The organism is Janthinobacterium sp. GW823-FHT06H09, from assembly GCF_058794735.1.
The window spans coordinates 51,470-57,491 of record NZ_JBXAHC010000011.1 but is presented as its reverse complement, the minus strand read 5'-3'; the positions used below and the strand labels follow the sequence as shown (position 1 = coordinate 57,491).

Genomic DNA, 6,022 nt, shown 5'->3' with positions numbered 1-6,022 from the left:
CTGCCAAGCGTTTGCAGAAGGTGTGGGAATCGATGCAGCGGTAGGTCGGATTAGCGCGTCCGCAGGGCGCGCGTAATCCGACGTCATCGTTGGCCTGGGCGATGGTGCGCTGGATGGTGCGCTGTGCTGGATGGTGCGCTGTTAACGGTGTCGCTGGTGGTGTCGGATTACGCGGCTGCGCCGCTAATCCGACCTACCCGACCTACCCGACCAGTGCGACCTGTCCGGTCTGTCCGATCTACGTTCTATCTTTATTGAGATCATCGTCGCTGAGCGATGAGCGCGAGCCGCTCTGGCTGCTGGTGCCGGCGCGGCTGCCGCTCATGGAGCTGCCGGACAGGCTGCCTTCGCTGCCCGATTGCAGGCTGGCGCCGCTGCGCAGGTCGCTGCCCGATGGCATGCGGCTGCCGGCCATGGCGCCGCTGCTGTAGCGCGTGCCGCTGCCATAGAACGCTTCCATCTGCTGGTTCCAGGCATCGCTGCCCATGTCGGGCCAGTTGTTCTTGTCGAAGCCGGGAGCATTTTTCAGCAGGTCTTTATCCACGTTGAGCAGGAAGCGCTTGTTGACGGTGTCCAGGGTCAGGCGTTCCCAGGGCACGGCAAACAATTTGTCGCCCATGCCCAGGATACCGCCGAAGGACAGCACGGCATACGCGATCTGGCCGGTGCGCATGTCGAGCATGATTTCCTTGATGTCACCCAGCTCCTCGTCGTTGTGATTGTAGACTTCGTCCCCGATCAGGGTGTCGGCCCCCATCAGGGCTGGCCCCGGGCCGTCGTGGTTGCGGTACATGCCCAGGATGTCGCGGTCCAGATAGCTCATGGTGTTCTCTCCTCTGGTGAAATGCTGATCGAACATGCAGATTAAGCTTACGCACCTGTTCGCGTTTGATCTGCCTCAATGGTGTTAAGTAACCCCCAATAAATTATTATGATTTCTGACTTCCATAACCGGCGCTCTGCAAGGTGGCCGACGAGGCTTGCCCACTGCTAGCAGTGCTCGCACTGCGTCGCAGTGGGCGCCTTGCATAGCATCCGGTTCTGTTCGTCATAAATTCACAATAATTTCCTGAGGATTACTTAGCGGCACTTTTATCCGTGTGCAAACGTACGGTGTGGTCGGCCAATTGCGGTACTCTATGCGTTCTACGGAGGAGGCCGCGCATGCTGACGATGCAACGATGCAGAGGGATGAACTTGCGGTACGCTCCACCAAGACACGCGCGCCGAGCGCCATGGTAAAGCCCGCCACCAAATGGCTGCGCGGGCTATTGCGCGCCGGTAAGGCACAGCAGCGCACGGCAACCAAGCTGGCCAAGGTGCTGTTCGGGCCCGTGCCTGCCAAGCCCCGCAGCAAGCCTGTGGCCAAGACCAGGCCGACGCCGCGCGCCAGCGACGCCGTGCCCTCGCTGGCGCCGTTTGCCACGCCCCTGTCGCCACCGCGCGTGCGCAAGCGAACGGCGCCCCCGCCGGGCAAGTGGCTGGCCGCCCACTACGCGCCGTTGGCGGAACTGGGGCAGTTGCCCGGACGGCGCCTGCCATATTTCCTGTACCTGCCCGAAAAAGCGCCGAGCGCCGCCATGCGCAGCCGTGGCCGGCCGCTGCTGGTGATGCTGCACGGCTGCGAGCAGAGCGCCACGCAGTTTGCCGACGGCACGCGCATGAACCGCCTGGCCGAGCGCAAGGGCTATGCCGTGCTGTATCCGCAGCAATCGCTGCGCGCGCATGCGCGCCGCTGCTGGAAGTGGTACGACAAGCTGACGCAGGAGGGCGGCGGCGATGTGCGCCTGATCGTCGGCGCCATCGAGCAGGTGGCGGCCCGCTATGCGATCGACCGCGCGCGCATCTACATCTGTGGCATTTCCGCCGGCGCCGGCATGGCGCATATCGTGGCCCTGAATCACCCGCATCTGTTCGCCGCGCTGGGCCTGCATTCGGGTCCTGTGTTTGGCGCCGGCCATAACCTGATCGGCGCGCTGGGCGTGATGCAGCATGGCGCCAGTGCCCGCGCCGATGCGGCCATCGATGAAGTGCTGGCGCGCCAGCCCGCGTTCCCCCGCCTGCCCACCATCCTGCTGCAAGGGCTGTCCGACAAGGTGGTGCGTCCCATTAACCAGACGCAGCTGGTACGCCAGAGCGTGCGTGTGAACCGCATGCCCGCCGATACGCTGGTAACGGCGCAGCGCCTGCCCGGCGGCGCTGCGGGCGGGCGCAATCCAGCCCATGCCTATGCGCTGCACGACTATCAGGTGGGCAAGCAGGTGTTACTGCGCGTGGCGCAGATCGAGCACCTCGAGCACGCGTGGAGCGGCGGCGACGCCAGCCTGCCGTTCAACGACAAGGCCAAGCCCGACGCCAGCAAGATGCTGCTCGATTTCTTCGCCGGCCACCGCCGCCGGTAAGCGGCTCCCCGCGCGCCCACTGGTACGCATCGTTTTTCCCTTCCCGGCATGCCCGCGCCAACGCGCCGGCATGCTGGCGCGCCCTTTTCAGGGCAGGCGCCATTCCCGCAATGCCATGGAATTACGTAAGTGGTATTGCTGCGGTATTTAAAAAACACAAAAATCGGCGTTAAAAATACGAACTGGTATACAATTGGTACACGTTTTTAGTGTGAATCGTGTTCGCCGTCCCATGCCCTGACGGCCGGCATGCACTGACGGCAGCCACCCACGTTACGGAACGCGCCATGTCCATCAAGTCCAAGCAATTGCTGTGGTTTTTTGCGTTTTTTCTCGTCTTTGAACTGAATATCTATCTGTCCAATGACATGATCATGCCGGCGATGCTGGGCATCGTCGAGGAGTTCCAGGCGGAGAAAAAGTTCGTCCCGCTATCCCTGAGCCTGTATCTGCTGGGCGGCAGTTCCCTGCAGATTTTCCTGGGACCATTGGCCGACACGATCGGCAAGCGCAAGCTGGTGCTCACGGGTAATGCCTTGTTCCTGCTGGCCACCTTGGCCGTGCCATTGACCGCCTCGATCGAGCAATTTCTCGCCGTGCGCTTCATCCAGGGCATGGGCTGCTGCTTCATCTTCGTCGGCTATGCCATGATCCATGAACTGTTCGACGACATGGCCGCCGTCAAGCTCAGCAGCATTCTGTCGAGCACCACCATCCTTGCGCCCCTGGCCGGTCCCATCCTCGGCAGCGCCATCGTCAGCCGGCTGGACTGGCGCTACGTGTTTTTCCTCTCGGGCCTGCTGGCGCTGTTGTCCCTGCTGGGCCTGTTCAAGACCATGCCGCGCACGGCGCCCACGGTCACGCGCCTGGACCTTGCCGCCATCATGCGCAGTTATGCCGCCATTTTCAGCAACGGGCGCTTCATGTTCGGCATGTTCACTGCCGGGTTGGCCACCGTGCCTCTGACGGCCTGGATCGGCTTTTCGCCCATCTTCGTGCTGCAGGAAATGGGCGCGTCCTACGCCACCTATATCGCGCTGCAATGCGTGATTCTGTCGGGCTTTGTCCTCAGCAGCATCGCCATCCAGCGCCTGCGCCAGGATTTCCCCCTCGTCCATCTGCTGCGCATGGGCGGGCTGATCGCGGCGGCCGGCATGCTGGGCGCCGGCGCGGGCCGCCATCACGTCGATGTGTTTGCGGCCTGCATGTTTGTCTATTCCATCGGCTTCGGCCTGTTCAACGGCGCCTTGCTCCGCAGCGCGATCACGGCCAGCAAGGAGTCGATGACATTGACGACGGCCGCCATGAGCTTGCTGTACTGCATTTATCTGTCCGCCTGGCTGCAGCTGTACAACGTGCTGTGCCAGCGCTTCGGCTATGCGCTGGAAACGTATGCGCTGCTGAATATTCCCGTCATCGTGGTCATCGCCGCCTGCCTGCTGTTGTTTACGCGGGGCATGGCGGAGCGCCGGGAAAGCGAGGTGCGGCTGGCCCGGCGCTGATGGCGCAGCGCATGTTCTCGACCTTGTTTTACCCCCTGCGACGTTTATTGACACTCTCCTGCGGAAAATGGTGCGCCCATGAAAATAGATGACCTGGCCTCAAAACACGATCAAGCAAAGATTTTCAACCTGGAATACGAGTTCCGCATCAACCGGCTGAAGCTCGATTACATCACTCTGGCCGATGTGCGGCCCCCTGGCATTGATCTGGAACAACTGGCCGCGGAACACCAGGCGGGCATCGCCGCCCTGCGCAGCTTCGTCGGTCTGAACTTTAACCATTTCAATGCGGCAAGCTGTTCCTCGCTCAGCTGCATCCCCACGCGCGCCCTCGGTGACGACGAGCGCTACCTGCACCGCATCTGGATGGGCGGGCCGTTGCCGGCCATCGCATTTGACGCGATCGGGCAGTGGGGCGCGGCGCTGGAAGAAGTACGGCACAACGGCGGCGCGCCGTATGTCTCCATCCTGTGGGTGTGGGATGCGCAGCAGCTGCGCAATGACGAACGCTTCAGCCCCACGGGCGGCGCCGGGCGTTACACGATAGGCCGCTACGCCATCGGTGGCACGACCCTGCACATCAACTCGCTGCGCGCGCTGGCGCTCGATTTCGCACCGGCCCGCTTCGACATCCTCGACACCCTGCATACGCAGCGCTACTTCGCCACCCTGTCCGATTATTTCCGCATCCTCATCATGTGCGAATACGGCGGCATGTACATGGACGTCGATACGATCCCGCACAATCCGGCGACGATTTTCCTGATGAAGCCGGAAGTGCCCGACTATTTCCAGCGCAAGAGTGATGACAGCGAAGAGCGCCGGCATGTCAGCTGGATGAATCTGTTTCTCGATGAAACGGGCATGCTGATCGCCAAGAAAAACGACGCCGCGTTGCGCGTGATCCAGCGTAATGTGAACCTCGCCTATGCGGGCATCGATGCGCAGATTCCCCGTTCCTGTCCGCAATTCGAGGCGCAGCTGTTCGGCCAGTTCTATGCGGAATGGAAGAAAAATCTCGGCGTGACCCTGCTCAGCCATGCCGAGTTCTACCAGCGCTATTGCGTGCTGTATGACGGCGTGCGCGAAGCGGTGGCGGGCGGCATCCGCGGCATGCGCTTGCTGGACGATATCATTACCGGCATGCACATCCCCTTGAGCGACGAAGAGCGGCGCGCGTATGCGCGCTGCGTGGCGCGGCTCGACGAGATCGACTGGCAACTCGATGATCCTTTGCGCCTGCCCGACATCGTCGACGTGTTCGACATCGAGGAAGTGCCGCGCATGGCGTATGCGGCCCAGCTGCGGGCGGACATCGATCATTTCCACTATTACTCGGTGCTCTCAAGCGATCCGCAGCTCGATCGCGTAAATGACGTCTTTTGCCGCTACCTGCTGGCCCACCGTTCGCAGCATATTGCCGCCGGCAATTTCTGGCGCCCCACCGTCGGTCGCCACGGCAGCCGCATGCCGGCCGTCAGCGAGGCCGCCCCGCCCGGTGACGAGGCGCAGGCGGGCTTGCTGTCGCATGCGCCGCTCAAGCTGGTGGCAGGTGAACTGCTGGGCGACGAGACGAAGAACCGCATGGCCAAATTGCTGTTTGCCACCAGCTACCTGGAATACTGCTCGTTCGGCAATAAACTCAATCTGCAGTTCGTCGAATTGCAGCGGCGGCAAAACATCGATCCGTATCTGGCGCACATCCACGGCCTGCATGACGAGGACGAGCGCTTCATCGGCTTTTTCACGGCCGCGACGATGGACGAGTTCCAGGCCTGCGGCGCCGTGTCATATTACCGTGACGATATGAAGGCGCTCGACGATGCGTATGACGCCTTCGTGCTCGCGCATGCGCGCGCCGACGACTGTTTCGTCAGCAGCCTGGCCATCGACGAGAAATACCGGGGGCAGGGTTTATTCAGGCAGATGTTCCATGAGATCCGCGACCTGGCCAGCCGCAAGGGCTGCGCGCGCATCACCCTGACGGTGTGGGAAAAGAGCGAAGCGCTGCAAGTGTATCTGCACAAGGGTTTTCGCAGCGTGGGCACGTTCGACTATGCCTACAGCCTGTTCTATGACCGGCTGCATTTCCTCGTGTATGAGGGAAACTGAGGGGAA

4 protein-coding genes are annotated in these 6,022 nt (G+C 62.1%); 3 read left to right on the top strand and 1 reads right to left on the bottom strand.

Annotated elements, in window-relative coordinates:
* Positions 1–238 precede the first annotated feature (238 nt).
* The gene (locus AC1Q6X_RS19560) at positions 239–823 is read right to left on the bottom strand and encodes a PRC-barrel domain-containing protein (RefSeq protein ID WP_492498188.1); all 585 of its coding nucleotides are present in this window, start codon (positions 821–823) and stop codon (positions 239–241) included.
* 412 nt (positions 824–1,235) lie between these two features.
* Here AC1Q6X_RS19560 and AC1Q6X_RS19555 point away from each other — a divergent pair, with 412 nt between their 5' ends.
* The 3 genes from AC1Q6X_RS19555 to AC1Q6X_RS19545 all read left to right on the top strand — a co-directional run bounded on the left by AC1Q6X_RS19555 (position 1,236) and on the right by AC1Q6X_RS19545 (position 6,016).
* Entirely contained in the window at positions 1,236–2,402 is a 1,167-nt protein-coding gene (locus AC1Q6X_RS19555) for an extracellular catalytic domain type 1 short-chain-length polyhydroxyalkanoate depolymerase (RefSeq protein WP_492498187.1), read from the top strand.
* A gap of 287 nt (positions 2,403–2,689) precedes the next feature.
* Positions 2,690–3,904: an MFS transporter gene (locus tag AC1Q6X_RS19550; RefSeq protein ID WP_492498186.1), complete on the top strand. Its 1,215-nt coding sequence runs from the start codon at positions 2,690–2,692 to the stop codon at positions 3,902–3,904.
* A 78-nt stretch (positions 3,905–3,982) separates the two neighbouring features.
* Entirely contained in the window at positions 3,983–6,016 is a 2,034-nt protein-coding gene (locus tag AC1Q6X_RS19545) for a GNAT family N-acetyltransferase (RefSeq protein ID WP_492498185.1), read from the top strand.
* Positions 6,017–6,022: the final 6 nt, after the last annotated feature.